This window comes from Sphingopyxis sp., from assembly GCF_016704835.1.
GTDB lineage: Bacteria > Pseudomonadota > Alphaproteobacteria > Sphingomonadales > Sphingomonadaceae > Sphingopyxis.
Genome location: NZ_JADIZJ010000001.1, coordinates 806,586 through 820,540 on the forward strand (window position 1 = coordinate 806,586; position 13,955 = coordinate 820,540).

Genomic DNA, 13,955 nt, shown 5'->3' on the forward strand with positions numbered 1-13,955 from the left:
CAAATCCCGCTGCACTGCGGCGCGCTTCTGCGGCAGCGGCAGCGAACATGCCATTCAATGCAGGCCCTGGCACTTCGCAGGTTTACCGCGATACAATGCATAGGTTCACCCGAATGACCAAGCGCCTCACCTTTCCGCTGAGGCATTGATATTCAGAGCCCTATTCGGCGCGACAGCTTCCGCCCGGATGGGCACGCACGCGTTCGGCCTGCAGCGGCGATAGCCGCGATCCTGACGCTCACCGCTCAACGTGCCCGAAATATGAGTCGGTCGGTGGCCAGGGTCGTACGCTTGGATCAGGGCTGTTCGCGCCGCGGCGACCGCGCGGCAAGATTGCGAAGCAACAGATTTCGGCGCCTTGGACGCGCGCTGTGGCGAGAGTGAGGCTGCTCAGCCGCAACCTGCTAGTCGACCGGCTGGCGTTCTGCCCTGACCAAGGTTCGCACGTCGCGGTTTTCGAATTGCAAGGCGTACCGGCTCTTTTCTCGCCACACTTCGGCGGCAAATATCAACTGATTTCGAGCTTGAGGCAGGGAGCATTTTTCGGCTTCACGCGCACACATGTCAGCCCGGGCTGCAAAAACGTCGCTATTGCGCACCACGAAATTTCCTTCGCTAATGGGAGTTTCAACTTGCGCGCCGCTCTTCAACGGTGTGCCGCTGTTCGGATTTGGTCGCTGAATCGCCCGCGTCTTGGAAAGGCTCGGGCTGAGCGAACCCATGCATACCCAACCACCACTGCATCGCGATGATCGCGCCCTTGGCGGGTTGGAGAAGCGCGATCATCGTGCCCGCCGCCAGCGTGAGGACGAGCGCCATCAGGAGCCAGGTCGGAACGTCCACATGATTGACGAGCGCGATGATCACCGGCGCCAACAAATGCCCAGTCACCAGAATGGACAGATAGGCCGGAAAATCGTCCGCTTGTTGCGGCGTCCAATCCTGCGAACATATCGAGCAACGATCGGCCGGTTTCAGGTAGCGCGCGAAAAGCGCGGTCTGGCCGCAACTCGGACAGCGATTCAAGGCGCCCCTCAAGGCTGCCTCGAAGCCGCTGCGAGGATGATTGGACTGGGCACTGGCATCGGCGTCGCCTCCGTCATGGAGATGGTCGCTGACGGGCGGGGTCGCGGGCCGCTGGCTCCGCGGCTCGTCAAAAGGACCAATGAAGCAGTCAGGCACTTATGCGGCTCCTTGTCAAAGCAGCGCAGTGTGTCGCTACATGGCTCATGATGTTGGCACGGTTCCGAGAACGCTCGTGCCGGCCAGGCGGTGTCGCACGGCGGTGGAAATTTGGTCGCAAGGCCGGCGGCGGCACGGCCATATCGGATTGCAACGATCCCTCGCTCGGGCCCGGATTGTCGTCGCTCGTCGAGTCGCCGCTCAACAAGGTATAATCACATATACATGATCATGATGAAGTGTTAATACTGATATTTGATAACTGATATATCAGGAGTTCATATGATCACGTCTCAACAAATGCGGGCTGCACGGGCACTGCTGGGGATTGATCAACGGCAGCTCGCTGAGCTGGCGGGCCTGTCGATGCCGACGATCCAGCGAATGGAGGCATCCGGCGGTCAAGTGCGGGGGGTCGTCGATACTCTCGTCAAGGTTATTCGCGCGCTCGAAAGCAATGGCATCGAGTTGATCGGCGAGAATGCGCCGAGCGAGGCTGTGGGTCGCGGGGTTCGTCTTCGTGATACAAGCAGCGGCAAATCGGCAGGTCGTGCCAACTCGATCCTGTTCGATCGCGCCGACGGGACGCGCTTTGACGAACAGCGAATTTGACGCACGATGCGGTCCTTCACGCCCAAGCTGATTAGCACGCTGCGCGAAGGCTATGACGCGAGAATGTTTCGCGCAGACGTGCTGGCCGGGCTGACAGTCGCGATTGTTGCCCTGCCGCTGGCGATGGCGCTCGGTATTGCCAGCGGCGCATCGCCGGACAAGGGATTGGTTACTGCGGTCATTGCCGGATTTCTGATTTCCGCGCTCGGTGGATCGCGTACCCAGGTTGGCGGCCCGACGGGCGCCTTCGTCGTTGTCATCTTCAATGTCATTGCGCAGCACGGATACGACGGACTGCTCATCGCAACATCGATGGCAGGTGTCATCCTGTTCGTCGCGGGCATTGCCCGCCTCGGGCAAATGATCAAATTCATTCCGCACCCGGTCGTGACGGGCTTTACCGCAGGCATCGCGGTCATCATCGCCTCGAGCCAAGTGAAGGATTTTCTCGGCCTTTCGTTGACATCCGTTCCCGCCGATTTTCTCCCCAAGTGGCAAGCCTATTTCGGTGCCTTGCCAACGGCGCAGTTCACAACCGTTTGCGTTGGATTCGGCGCATTGGTGACGATCGTCATCTTGCGCCGATTGACGCCGCGTCTGCCGGGATTTCTGATCGCCGTGCTGCTGTCATCGGTCGCCGTGGCGGTCCTCAATCTCCCCGTCGATACCGTCGGATCGCGGTTTCCCGAAATGCCTTCGGGACTTCCCATGCCCGCCTTGCCCCAATTCACTCTGGCCAAGATCCAGGAGCTGCTGCCGGCTGCATTCACCATTGCCTTCCTTGCCGGGATAGAGGCATTGCTGTCCGCGGTCGTCGCGGACGGGATGACGGGCACGCGGCACCGTTCCAATCAGGAATTGGTCGGGCAAGGCATCGCGAATTTCGCCTCGTCCCTGTTCGGCGGCTTGCCGGCGACGGGTGCGATCGCCCGTACCGCAACCAATATCAAAGCTGGCGCAAAGACCCCGGTTGCCGGCATATCGCACGCAGTTTTCCTGTTGCTCTTCATCCTGTTTGCCACCGACCTGATGGCCTATGTGCCGATGGCGGCTCTTGCCGCCATCCTGTTCATGGTCGCGTGGGGCATGAGCGAGTATGAGCGGTTCATAGCCTTGCTCTCAATGCCCAACAGCGACCGAGGAATATTGCTGCTGACCTTCGGATTGACGGTATTCGTCGATCTGACGGTCGCCATCGGCGTGGGGGTAACGGTTGCATCCTTGCTCTTCATGGCCCGAATGAGCGAAACCGTCCAAATCGAGAACGGCAAAGAATTGTCTGGCGCGCCAGACTTCGATGGCGAGGATTTACGCCAGCGTGATGCGTTACCCGATGGTGTCGAGGTCTTCCAGATTTCGGGTCCGTTCTTCTTCGGAGTTGCAGGCGAATTGCTCGACGCTTTGCGGCGTTTGGGTCAAACACCAAAGATACTCATTTTGCGTATGCTCGATGTTCCTTTACTCGATGCAAGCGGCGTTGCGGGCGTCGACGCGTTTGTGGTCCAGGCCCGACGCGCAGGAGCGCAGATCATCTTCTCAAGCGTCAGGCCGCAGCCGATGGAGATGCTCCGTCGCGGCAAACTCGATGAAGCTGGCACTGGTTTGCATTTTGTGGAAAGTTTTGATGACGCTATCCGCAAAGCCGAGATGCTCATTGGTGACGCGTGAAAGCCGTTACGGCTTTCCCTGGGGTTACGGGTGAAAGCGAACGCCTTGCATCGCAAACGGTGATGGTCGGTCTTTCAAGCTCTCGATCTGACAGTTGTCCGGCCGTTCCCAGCCACTATTTTCCAAAAGCCGCAACCACTCTATGTCCCTGCTTTCGGTAGAGGTCATCGGCGCACTTCGGGCGCTATGTTCGCGTCTCGCGTTCCCGCTGCAAATCCCAAAGCATTGCCGACCTCGCGCAGCGGGGATTGGCATGGCCATGGCGCACCGGAAGCCCTATACCGCTTGCACTGTCACTCGCTGGTTCAGCATCTCGATCTCGCCATAAGCGGTCAGGAAGCTGATGTCGGCGGCGTCGCGGCCTACCGCGATCTTGGCCATTTCACCCGCTTTCGCCATCCCAGTCGCGTCGACCAGATGCCAGGCACCGCCCAGGAACACTTCGGCCACCGCGTGAAAATCCTGCGGTTCGACACCCAGCGCATAGACGCTGACGATGCGCGCCGGGATCGCCGCGGCGCGCGCCAGGCTGACCATCACATGGGCATAGTCGCGGCAGACTCCCTGCCGTTCGACAAAACTGTCGAGCGCGCCCGTTTCGGCGTCGCTCGACCCCGATACATAGGTGAAATGCGTCTCGATCCAGTCGCGCATCCTGCCGATCTTGGCGCCGCCTTCGACATCGCCGAACTCGTCCTGAACGAAGTGGATGAATTTGTTCGCGGGGCAATAGCGCGATTCGTTGAGATATTGGACCGTCTCGCCAGGCAGCTGGTGCATCGGCACCTTACCCAGCGTCCGGTAGTCGGTGAGGTCGCGCTGGATTTCGACCATCGTGCGATAGCGGACATTCAACTCGCCGCCGCGGCGCAGCCAGATCCGGTCGCCGATCATGTCCTGCGCGGGGACGCGCGCAAAATATTCGCAATTGCCGACGTCGAGCACAGCATCGAGGATTAGCTGTTCGGGGATCGCCGCCGCTTCGATATGGAGCATCAGGTCGACCGGATCGCCGAGGCGATAGTCGAGGGCGGCGGTGATTGCGAGTTTCATCGGCTGCTAACGCTCCAAAGCGGGATCGGTGCCGCTAGGGCGAGAAAAACCGCGGCACAACCGAAAAGCATTGGCGCGATTCGGCGGCGCCGCGCTATGAGCCGCCAACCCTTTCACCGACGGGGCATTTTGTGACCGCATCGCGTACCATTCCCTTCATCGTCGCGACGATCTTTATCGACGCGGTCGGCTTCGGCATCATCATGCCGGTGCTGCCGCAGCTGGTGATGGAAGTCGGGCGAATCGATCTGCCGCACGCGATTGAGGTTGGCGCATGGATCGGGCTGGTGATGGCGGTCGCAACCTTCCTTGCTTCGCCGGTGCTCGGCAATCTGTCCGACCGGTTCGGGCGGCGGCGGGTGCTGTTGCTGTCGCTCGCGGGGCTGACGATCGATTATGCGCTGCTCACCATCGTCGGCACCCTGCCGTGGCTGTTCATCGCGCGCGCGCTGTCGGGGGTGTTCGGCGGCAGCTATGCCGCGGCGCAGGCGGCGATCGCCGACATCACCAAGCCCGAAGAACGCGCGCGCAATTTCGGCTTTGTCGGCGCGGCGTTCGGGGTCGGCTTTGTCGCTGGCCCCGCGATCGGTGGTTTTCTGGGTGAGATTGGCCCGCGCGCGCCGTTCGTCGCCGCCGCGATCCTCGCGGCCGCCAACATGCTCTATGGTGTGTTCATTTTTCCTGAAACGCTGTCGGCCGAGCGCCGCCGCGCCTTCGACTGGCGCCGCGCCAATCCGCTGGGCGCGCTGCAGACGATGCGCGGCCTGCCCGGCATGAGCGGGGTCGCAAGCGTGCTGACGCTGTGGCAGATCGCCAGCCTAGTCTATCCGATGACGTGGAGCTTTTACTGCATCGCGCAGCTCGGCTGGACCCCGGGAATGATCGGCGCCAGCCTGGCCGCGGTCGGGGTGATGATCGCGCTGGGCCAGGCCTTTGTGGTGGGACCGATCGTCGCGCGCTTTGGCGAGCGCGACGCGGCGACCATCGGCATAGCGATCGCGGTGGCCAACTATGTCGGCTTTGCCTTTGTCACGTCGACCTGGGGCGCGTTCCTCCTGCTCCTCCCGATCGCCGTGCAAGCGCCGGTGCAGCCGTCGCTAAACGCGCTGATGTCGCGGCGTGCCACCACCGATACGCAGGGCGAGGTGCAAGGGATTTCAGCGATGGCGATGGGGCTGGGCCAGCTGGTCGCGCCGATCCTGCTGACCGGCACCATGGCCTATTTCACCGCGGCCAAGGCGCCGGTGCATTTTCCGGGCGCCGCCTTCATCGTGTCGGCATGCTTCGGTCTGCTCGCGATTCTGATGCTGCGCCGCTTGCCGCGGGTGACGCGGACCAGCGGCGACGCGCCAGATCAGATGCCGCCGTCGGTCACCGCATAGCCCGCAGTCTCAAGCCCAGCCGTGAGCATCGCGACGCAGGCGGCGACATCGGCGGCCGACGTCGATCGGACGACAAAATTGGCGCCGACCTTACCGTCGCGGAAAAAGGGATAGCTGCCGATCACCACGCCCGGATGGTTCTTTTCACCCTGGCGCAACAGGTCGGCGACTTCGCTTTCGGGCGACCAGGCGCCGATCGTGCGCGCGACCAGCGGCGCGCCGCCTTCGAGCTGGCCGGTCAGCGCGTCGAGCATGCCCGCAGTGATATGCGGCACCCCCGCCATGACGAACAGCGTGCCGATGCGAATACCCGGGGCGCCCGACATGCGGTTGGGGATCAGTTCGGCGCCGTCGGGGGTGCGCGCCATGCGCAGCCGCGCCTCGGTCAGTTCGATGCCGCGCCCACCGTAATAGCGTTCAAGGATCGCGCGCGCCTCCGGGTGGATGATGACCCCGACGCCCAGCGCCTTGGCCACCGCATCGACGGTGATGTCGTCATGGGTCGGGCCGATGCCGCCAGTGGTGAACACATAATCATAGCGCGCGCGCACTGCGTTCAGCGCATCGACGATCTCATCCTCGACATCGGGGACGACGCGCACTTCGCGCAAGCGGATGCCCTGGGCATCGAGCCAGGTCGCGATCTGCGCGATATTCTTGTCCTGGGTGCGGCCCGAGAGAATCTCGTCGCCGATCACCAGCACGGCGGCTGTCCAGATGCGTTCGTCGCTCATCGCTTTGCCTTAGCCGGACGCCGTGACAAAACAAGTCCGGTGGACCGTCATCTCTGTTCTTGTTATGTTCAGTTCGACTCGCAAATGCATAAGGGAGAAGCGGCATGGCCGACGATCTGATTTTCTATACCAACCCAATGTCACGCGGACAGATTGTTCGCTGGATGCTCGAAGAGGTCGGCGCCCCCTACGAGCCACGCATCCTCGACTATGGCACGACAATGAAGGACACTGCCTATCTGGCGGTCAATCCGATGGGCAAGGTTCCGGCGATCGTCCACGACGGCAAGGTCGTGACCGAATGTGCGGCGATCTGCGCCTATCTGGCCGATGCCTTCCCCGCCGCCGGTCTGGCGCCCGACCCCGCCGATCGCGCCGATTATTATCGCTGGCTGTTTTTCACCGCGGGGCCGGTCGAACAGGCGATTACCGCCAAACATTTGGGCGTCGAGCCCGACGCCGACCAGCAGCGGTCGGCAGGCTTTGGCTCGCTACCGGCGGCGCTCGACGCGCTCGAAAGCGCAGTAGCGGGCAAGACGTTCGTCGCCGGCGACCGCTTCAGCGCCGCCGACGTCTATGTCGGCAGCCAGATCGACTGGGGCTTGCAGTTCGGCACGATCGCGTCACGCCCGGCGTTCGAGGCCTATGTGACGCCGCTGCGCGAGCGCGCGGCCTACAAGCGTGCGAAGGCCACCGACAATGCGCTGATTGCCGAGATGCAGGCGGCGGGGAGTACCTCTGTCTAGGGCAGCGCCTTGAGCAGTCCCGCGGCGAGCGGGGCGAGGCGGCGGACCTGCGGATCCTGCGATTCGCTGGCGGCGACATAGACCGCGTCGCCGAAGGCGCTGCTGTTATGCACAGCCGCCAGGCCCTCGGCGCTGGCGTAAGGCGCTTTCCAGCGGGGGGCATCGCCAGGATGCAGCCTCTGAAACCAAGCCGCCCACGCCGCATCGTCGATGTCGGGACGTTTCGCCAGAAACAGCAGCGGTCGCGCCAACCGCCGCGCTTCGCCATGGATATAAGCGTGCGACCCCATTGGCGCGACCTGCGCGGCGATGGCGCCGAGCAGCACGTCGGCGTCGGCGCGTGTAAGGCGCGGGTTGAGCGCAAGCTGCATCAGCAGGTCGGCGCCATGGGCGACGCCGTGCCTCCAGCCCTCGCCCACGACAAAGCCGCGATAGTCTGTCATGCCGCGCAGATAACTCGCGCCTGTCTCGGCGAGATTGTGCAGCTCGAGATCCGTCAAGAAAGGCTCGACCCGGTCGGCGCGTGCGACTTCGGACAGCGCAAGCGCTGCAAAAGGGCGGCGAAAACCTGGCTTGTCGTCGGGCTCGGTGATGATCGCCGTCAGCTGTTCGGCGGCATGACGCAGGCCCTCCGGCTTCAGATGCTTGCCGCGCAGTCCCTGCGTCCATAGCGTCAATGCGAAATCGTCGCGTACCGCGGGATCAGGGTCGCCCAGGCATGCGATCAGCGCGTCGATTACGGCATCGTCCGCTGCGGTAAAATAGCGCCCGGCAAAGGCTTTGAGATCGCCATCGGCGGACCGCTCGACCACGCAGCCTGCGCTGGCCTGTGCCGCCGCCGGCATCGCGGTCAGTAGTACCGCGGCCCCAAACGCACCCCACGTCCGCGTCATCGCCCCCTCCCCGTCAAAAAAGAAAGAGCCCGGCGAATCGCTCCGCCGGGCTCCCTTGTTTCGTTCGATGTCCGTCCGCTTATTCGCGGCTGCCCAGCAGATTGAGCAGGAAGGTGAACATGTTGACGAAGTCGAGGTAGAGCGTCAGCGCGCCCATCACCACCGACTTGCCGACAAAGTCGGTTCCGCGGACATAGAAATACATGCTCTTGATCTTCTGCGTGTCATAGGCCGTGAGACCGGCGAAGATCAGCACACCGATGACGCTGATCGCCATCGCCATCGCGCCAGACTGGAACACGAACGCGTTGAGCAGCATCGCAACGATCAGGCCGACAACGCCCATGATCAGGAAGGTGCCGAAGCCCGACAGATCCTTCTTGGTCGTGTACCCATAGAGGCTAAGGCCCAGAAACGCCGCCGCAGTCGCAAAGAAGGTCTGCGCGATCGACGTGCTGGTAAAGGCCAGGAAGATCGTCGACATCGACAGGCCCATCACAGCGGCATAGACCCAGAACAGGACTTGCGCGGCTGTCGTCGACAGCTTGTTGATGCCAAAGCTGAGCACCAGCACGAACGCCAGCGGCGCCAGCATCACCACCCACATCAGGGGGGTGCCGACCATGGACGCGGTAAAGCCTGACTGAAACGCCAGCATCGCGACGATGCCGGTCAGCAGCACGCCCGAACCCATATAATTGTAAACCGACAGCATGTACGACCGCAGGCCGGCATCGACGGCCTGGTCCATTGCATTCGCGCCGGCCCCAAAACCGGAAGCCGCCATATTGGGGTCGTTCCAATTCGCCATTGTCATTACTCCATCACCGGCCAGCCCATACCGGCCGTGTTTGCCAATATCGTGATTTTCTCACCGGCTTTCAAGCGAAACCGGAAATCGTGCGTCTTTCGTTGGTTACGCGGCGCGGACGCCTTATGCGGGACAAGCCATGTCGACCCACCGCCTCTTTGTCGCGCTGCGCCCGCCGCGCCCCGTTCGTGACCTACTGGGTACTGCGATGCACGGCATTTCGGCGGCGCGCTGGCAGGACGACGACCAGCTGCACCTGACCCTGCGCTTTATCGGCGAAGTCGACCGGCATCGCGCCGAAGATATTGCCGCAGCGCTCGGAGCGATCCATGCTCCGGCGATCAGCGCGCGGATCGCGGGGGTCGGGCTGTTCGACCGCCGCGGTGCGCCGCATATGGTGTGGGCGGGGGTCGAGCCGCTGGCGCCGCTCGCGGCGCTGAAGCGCAAGGTCGATCAATCGCTCGCGCGCATCGGAATTGAGGCCGAAACGCGCGCCTTCATGCCGCATATCACGCTGGCGCGGCTTAACCGATCGGCGGGGCCGGTGGCGCCCTTCTTGACGTTGCACGGCGATCTGGCGAGTTCAGCCTTCGTCTTCGATCACGTCATCCTGTACGAAAGCGAGATGGGGCACGGCGGGTCGCGCTATCATTCGGTGGCGCGCTATCCGCTCGCCGTTTCGGCGACGAGCGCCGCGGCGACCGCGCTGACATCGTCCCACGTCGCGGCGAAACCGCCCTCGTCGCCATAATAGGGGTCCGCGACGCTGGCGCCCTGCCGTCCCGGCACCAGATCGAGCATCAGCCGCACCCGCGCCGTCGCATCGGCCGGCGCCAGTGCACGCGCCTCGCGCAGGTTTTCACCATCGGCAGCGAGGATGAGGTCGAAGCGGTAGAAATCCTCGGGCGCCAACTGCCGGCCGCGCAGGTCGCCGATGTCGACGCCTCGGCGCCGCGCCTCGGCCTGCGCGCGGGGGTCGGGCGGATGGCCGATGTGCCAGTCGCCGGTCCCCGCCGAATCGAGCATGGCCACGATACCGGCATCGGCAAATGCGACGCGCGCCGCGCCTTCGGCGAGCGGGGAGCGACAGATATTGCCGAGGCAGAGAAACAGGATCGCGGGTTTCGCAATGTCACGATCGTTACGCATGTCACTCATGTCACTCATGTCTTGATCCCAAAGTTGAACCGACTTTCAACTTGCGTCGTTCCTCGGCTCTGCTAGCCACGAGCGATAACAGATAATGGGTCAGGGAGAAGGGTGCCAGATGGCCGAAACTGTCAGCCAAACCACCACAGCCGCAGTGCCGGAATTTCTCGAACCAAAGGCGACCGGCTATAGCTGGTATGTGCTGTCGGTGCTGGTGGTCGTCTATATCCTCAATTTCATCGACCGGCAGATCATGAGTATTCTCGCGGTCGACATCAAGGCCGACCTGGGGCTGACCGACGCCGATATGGGGTTTCTCGGCGGCGCCGCCTTTGCCGTCTTTTACGCGCTGTTCGGCATCCCGCTGGGACGGCTGGCCGATAATTGGAGCCGCGTGAAGCTGCTGTCGATCGGCCTCGCTCTGTGGTCGACGATGACCGCCTTGTCCGGGTTTGCGCGCGACCAGATGACGCTGACCTTTGCCCGCATGGGCGTCGGCGTCGGCGAAGCGACCGCGAGTCCGACCGCCTATTCGTTGATTTCGGACTATTTTCCCAAAAAGCAGCGCGCGACCGCACTCGCCATCTATTCGTCGGGGCTCTACCTCGGCGGCGGGGTCTCGCTGTTCATCGGGGCTTTGATCGTCAAGGCGTGGAACGGAGCTTATCCGGGGGGTGGCCCGCTCGGGCTCGTCGGCTGGCAGGCAGCGTTCCTGGCGGTTGGCGTTCCCGGTCTTCTCGTCGCGCTGTGGGTGGCGACGTTGCGCGAGCCGGCGCGTGGCGCAATGGACGGCGTGGCGAGTCCCAGTTCGGCTGCACCATTCCGTCAGTTTGCGCAGGATCTGTCGACAATCGTTCCGCCGTTCACGCTGATCGGCGCCTGGCAGCGCGGCCCCGCGGCATTGGCGATCAACATCGGCTTTGCCGCCGCAATCGCCGCCTTCGCTTGGTGGATGATCGAATTGACCGGCAATTTCCCGCAATGGTCGGCGGTCGCCCTGGGCTATTATGCCGTATTCTCATGGGCCTGCACGCTGCGCGCACGCGATACCGCGACTTTTCGGCTGATTTGGGGTACCCCGGCCTTTATCTGTACGACATTGGGTTATGGCTTGGTCTCGCTCGCCGCCTATGCGCTTGCCTTCTGGTCGGCGCCCTATGCCGAAATCGTGCTCGGGCTGCCGAAGCAGGAGCTGGCGTTCTGGCTGGGCGCCAACGGCGCGATCAGCGGTTTTGTTGGCGTGATCCTTGGCGGGCGGATCGCCGATGTCTTGCGCGCAAAGAATCCGGCAGGCCGGATCCTGATGATCATCTTTGGCGTTGTCGCACCGATCGTACCAATCTGGATCGGCTACACGACGGACAATACGACCCTGTTTTATGTCATGAACTTCCTGGCCGGCATGTTTGGCGCGACCGCACTCGGCGCCGCCGCGGCGACGACGCAGGATCTGGTGCTGCCACGGATGCGCGGGACCGCGACCGCCGCCTTCTTCCTTGGCACCACCCTGGTCGGCCTGTCGTTCGGCCCGTATATGGTGGGGCAGATTTCAGACCTCGCCGGGACGATTGTCGACGGTCAGCCGGTCGGCGATCTGCGGACCGGCATCCTGTCGCTGATCGGGGTTGCGCCGATCGCGCTGATCCTGTTGCTATATGCCTATCGCGCGGTGCCGCAGGCCGAGGCAACGCTCGTCGAGCGCGCCACCGCTTAACCCCGCGTGGCTTACCCCGCGGGCGCGGGCCTGATCACGCCGCACGCAATGCGGTCGCCGCTGTTGCCGCTGGGATCGGTTTTCATGTCATCGGGACCGGCATGGATGACGAACGCGGCGCCATCGGCATCGAGCATCGCGCCGTCACCCATCAGGCGGGTGCCGACCAGTCGCAGCGTCGCGCGGCCGATCGTGTCGGGTTCGACGACCAGATTGGGCAGATCGCCATGATGCGCGCCCATCGGGTTTTCGCGGCCGTGCTGCGCGCCGGTCGGGTTCCAGTGCGGCCCGGCGGTGGTGAATTTGGGGGCATCGCACTGGCCGACGGCATGAACGTGCATGCCATAGGTGCCGGCAGCGAAACCGCGTGCGACGAGTTCGAGCCGCAAACCGCTGCCATCCTTGAAGACATCGACGCGGCCGCGGTCGGCGCCGCGCGCGTCAACCAGGTCGGCGTAAGCATCGGGAACCGGCAGCTTGGATGTCGGCGTCTTGCCCATATTGGCGCACCCCGCCAGCGCCAGCGCGCCGATCAGCGCGGCGGCCGGAATCGACCAGGTTTTTGCATATCGTGGCTTGATCATTATCTGCTCCCCGAGTGGCGGTTCGGACTTAGAACGCCGCAGCGACGTTCGCGATCCCTTCGCACGAGAAGATGCCCGTATTCGGGGCGAGTTCCAAGCTTGTATGTCGGCTTGGGGCTGGATTTGAGACGTTCCCCTCCCTTCCAGGGGGGGATTAGCAGTGGCGCGAGCGATCGCGAGCCGAGGCAGAGCGCCGCCTTCGGCGGCCACCCACCCCCGACCCCTCCCGGAAAGGGAGGGGAGAAGCGATGTCAGCTTCTGCTCGCGAGCGGCCATCTGCGCGCTCCGAAAAGAAAAGGGCCGCGAATTGCTCCGCGGCCCCATCTGTACTCTGCCGGACGGCTTCGATCAAAGATCAGAAGACGCGAGCATATTGTTCATTTCCGACGAAGCCCAGTTTGCCGACGCCGCTCCGCTTGATCACCGCCATGACGTTGTCGACGACGATATAACGCGAATAGGGGTCGGGCTGGACCTGCAATTCGGGTTCGACCGGCAATGCCTTGGTCTGTTCCAGATACTGCGCCAGCTGGGCCAGGTCGATCGGCGTTCCGTTCCAGGTGATCGTCCCCGCGGGATCGATCATCACCTTGTTCTTTTCGGGGTCGACATTGCTCTGACTGTCGGTCGGAATCGGCAAGTCGATCTTCACCGCGTGGGTCTGGACGGGGATGGTGATAATGAACATGATGAGGAGCACGAGCATGACGTCGATAAGCGGCGTCGTGTTCATGTCCATCATCGGTTCGTTTTCGTCCCGATCTCCAACTGCCATGGACATGCGATTATTCCTTCATTCCTAAACGTCGGACGCCCTTACAGACGGCCCACCGTGCCCGAACCAGGAGCCGGTTCGGAAATGAACCCGATCTTCTGGAAGCCGGCATATTGCATCGTATAGATCACCCCGCCGATGCACTGGTACGGCGTATTGACGTCGCCGCGGATATGCACTTCGGGGAAATTTTCTTCGGTGATATTCTCGACGCCGCCAATATCGGCGATCAGGTCTTCGAGCTTTTTCTGCCCACGTTCGAGAAGCTGCTTCGAATCGACCGGGGTCTGCCCCCAATAAACTTCGCACGCCGTGCTTTCTGGATTGGGTTCACCGTCGCCGTCGGTATCGGCCGAGCGGATCGAAAGCAGCACATTCTCAGGCTTGGTCGTCGTCACCTCGAACGCCACGTCGGGCAGCTTGAGGTTCACCGTCTCCAGCACCACGGGAACCGTAATGAGGAAGATGATGAGCAACACAAGCATGATATCCACGAGCGGAGTCGTGTTGATCTCGGACATCGGGGCCTCTTCGCCCCCCTTGTCGCCTACACTCATCGACATAGGATCAGTATCCTGTCACAAAATTTCTGTCACGGACATCGGGTCGGCGCGCCACCGGCGTATCGCCCTGTCCAGCGGCCCCCGCCTGC

The 13,955-nt window shown here is 62.9% G+C and carries 15 protein-coding genes; 6 read left to right on the top strand and 9 right to left on the bottom strand.

What is annotated here, in order from left to right:
* Window positions 1-627 precede the first annotated feature (627 nt).
* Window positions 628-1,182 carry a DUF983 domain-containing protein gene (locus IPF76_RS04000; RefSeq protein WP_366499066.1) on the bottom strand — a complete coding sequence of 185 codons (555 nt, stop codon included), beginning with the start codon at window positions 1,180-1,182 and terminating at the stop codon, window positions 628-630.
* 282 nt (window positions 1,183-1,464) lie between these two features.
* Between IPF76_RS04000 and IPF76_RS04005 the strand changes: the two genes are divergently transcribed.
* Both IPF76_RS04005 and IPF76_RS04010 read left to right on the top strand, forming a co-directional pair.
* Window positions 1,465-1,794, top strand: coding sequence for a helix-turn-helix transcriptional regulator (locus IPF76_RS04005; RefSeq protein ID WP_293839980.1), 330 nt, complete (start codon window positions 1,465-1,467; stop codon window positions 1,792-1,794).
* Window positions 1,795-1,800: 6 nt separating this feature from the next.
* Entirely contained in the window at window positions 1,801-3,462 is a 1,662-nt protein-coding gene (locus tag IPF76_RS04010) for a SulP family inorganic anion transporter (RefSeq protein ID WP_293839983.1), read from the top strand.
* Between the two features lie 276 nt (window positions 3,463-3,738).
* Here the strand turns inward: IPF76_RS04010 and IPF76_RS04015 are convergent, their stop codons facing one another.
* The gene (locus tag IPF76_RS04015) at window positions 3,739-4,515 is read right to left on the bottom strand and encodes a transglutaminase family protein (RefSeq protein ID WP_293839986.1); all 777 of its coding nucleotides are present in this window, start codon (window positions 4,513-4,515) and stop codon (window positions 3,739-3,741) included.
* 131 nt (window positions 4,516-4,646) lie between these two features.
* Here IPF76_RS04015 and IPF76_RS04020 point away from each other — a divergent pair, with 131 nt between their 5' ends.
* Complete coding sequence (locus IPF76_RS04020) at window positions 4,647-5,897, top strand: TCR/Tet family MFS transporter (protein ID WP_293839990.1); 1,251 nt, start codon at window positions 4,647-4,649, stop codon at window positions 5,895-5,897.
* On the opposite strand, the gene IPF76_RS04025 is transcribed toward IPF76_RS04020, so the two are convergent.
* Window positions 5,870-6,631, bottom strand: a complete 762-nt coding sequence (locus IPF76_RS04025; RefSeq protein WP_293839993.1) for a molybdopterin-binding protein — start codon at window positions 6,629-6,631, stop codon at window positions 5,870-5,872. The two genes, IPF76_RS04020 and IPF76_RS04025, sit on opposite strands and share 28 nt — an antisense overlap.
* A 104-nt stretch (window positions 6,632-6,735) precedes the next feature.
* On the opposite strand from IPF76_RS04025, the gene IPF76_RS04030 reads away from it, so the two are divergent.
* Window positions 6,736-7,377: a glutathione S-transferase family protein gene (locus IPF76_RS04030; RefSeq protein WP_293839997.1), complete on the top strand. Its 642-nt coding sequence runs from the start codon at window positions 6,736-6,738 to the stop codon at window positions 7,375-7,377.
* On the opposite strand, the gene IPF76_RS04035 is transcribed toward IPF76_RS04030, so the two are convergent.
* Window positions 7,374-8,270 (bottom strand): DUF2785 domain-containing protein, encoded by an 897-nt coding sequence (locus IPF76_RS04035; protein ID WP_293839999.1) that lies wholly within the window; start codon window positions 8,268-8,270, stop codon window positions 7,374-7,376. The genes IPF76_RS04030 and IPF76_RS04035 overlap by 4 nt on opposite strands.
* Window positions 8,271-8,349: 79 nt before the next feature.
* A complete protein-coding gene (locus IPF76_RS04040; protein ID WP_293840002.1) occupies window positions 8,350-9,081 on the bottom strand; it encodes a Bax inhibitor-1/YccA family protein in 732 nt (243 codons plus the stop codon).
* 139 nt (window positions 9,082-9,220) lie between these two features.
* Between IPF76_RS04040 and thpR the strand changes: the two genes are divergently transcribed.
* The gene (gene thpR, locus IPF76_RS04045) at window positions 9,221-9,832 is read left to right on the top strand and encodes an RNA 2',3'-cyclic phosphodiesterase (protein ID WP_293840004.1); all 612 of its coding nucleotides are present in this window, start codon (window positions 9,221-9,223) and stop codon (window positions 9,830-9,832) included.
* Here thpR and IPF76_RS04050 read toward each other — a convergent pair.
* Window positions 9,745-10,239: a low molecular weight protein-tyrosine-phosphatase gene (locus tag IPF76_RS04050; RefSeq protein WP_293841914.1), complete on the bottom strand. Its 495-nt coding sequence runs from the start codon at window positions 10,237-10,239 to the stop codon at window positions 9,745-9,747. The genes thpR and IPF76_RS04050 overlap by 88 nt on opposite strands.
* Window positions 10,240-10,348: 109 nt before the next feature.
* On the opposite strand from IPF76_RS04050, the gene IPF76_RS04055 reads away from it, so the two are divergent.
* Entirely contained in the window at window positions 10,349-11,944 is a 1,596-nt protein-coding gene (locus IPF76_RS04055; protein ID WP_293840006.1) for an MFS transporter, read from the top strand.
* Window positions 11,945-11,955: 11 nt separating this feature from the next.
* Here the strand turns inward: IPF76_RS04055 and IPF76_RS04060 are convergent, their stop codons facing one another.
* From IPF76_RS04060 to IPF76_RS04070, 3 genes are all read right to left on the bottom strand, one after another.
* The gene (locus IPF76_RS04060) at window positions 11,956-12,528 is read right to left on the bottom strand and encodes a superoxide dismutase family protein (RefSeq protein ID WP_293840008.1); all 573 of its coding nucleotides are present in this window, start codon (window positions 12,526-12,528) and stop codon (window positions 11,956-11,958) included.
* A 355-nt stretch (window positions 12,529-12,883) separates the two neighbouring features.
* A complete protein-coding gene (locus IPF76_RS04065) occupies window positions 12,884-13,309 on the bottom strand; it encodes a biopolymer transporter ExbD (protein WP_293840010.1) in 426 nt (141 codons plus the stop codon).
* A gap of 35 nt (window positions 13,310-13,344) precedes the next feature.
* Window positions 13,345-13,866 (bottom strand): biopolymer transporter ExbD, encoded by a 522-nt coding sequence (locus tag IPF76_RS04070; protein ID WP_293840012.1) that lies wholly within the window; start codon window positions 13,864-13,866, stop codon window positions 13,345-13,347.
* Between the last annotated feature and the right edge of the window lie 89 nt (window positions 13,867-13,955).